Below are 309 nucleotides of genomic sequence, written 5' to 3'. Positions count from 1 at the left end.
ATCAAAGGCAGACACTAAGCTGCCATTCATATCAAGCATCACAACGGTAACAGCAATAATGACCGCGCTGGATACCGCCGTCAAAATGACCAGCTTAACGTTGCTGTGAGACTTGCCTATTGGTTGTTTTGTAGTACTTGATTTTGTAGTGCTTGCTACGGATGATTGAGTTTTATTGAGAATTGGTGGAAAAGTCGTTGTTTGCTCAGACTCGGCCTCTATAGCTGTTATATTGGGATGATAAGTATAAGTATCACAATCTGCTGTTTTTGATGGTGGGTTTTCTGAGCAATACTCTGGTTCATGTAC

At 41.4% G+C, this 309-nt stretch carries 1 protein-coding gene; it reads right to left on the bottom strand.

Translation table 11 applies throughout. The annotated features are described in order from the left end of the window. Positions 1-309 (bottom strand): hypothetical protein (locus AAEY83_RS13705; protein WP_351059636.1); only part of this gene is annotated, 309 nt, incomplete at both ends.

The organism is Psychrobacter sp. TB20-MNA-CIBAN-0197 (assembly GCF_040309765.1).
Classification (GTDB): Bacteria; Pseudomonadota; Gammaproteobacteria; order Pseudomonadales; family Moraxellaceae; genus Psychrobacter; species Psychrobacter submarinus.
Note: the sequence above shows the minus strand (reverse complement) of the source record. Positions and strands in the feature narration are given on the sequence as shown.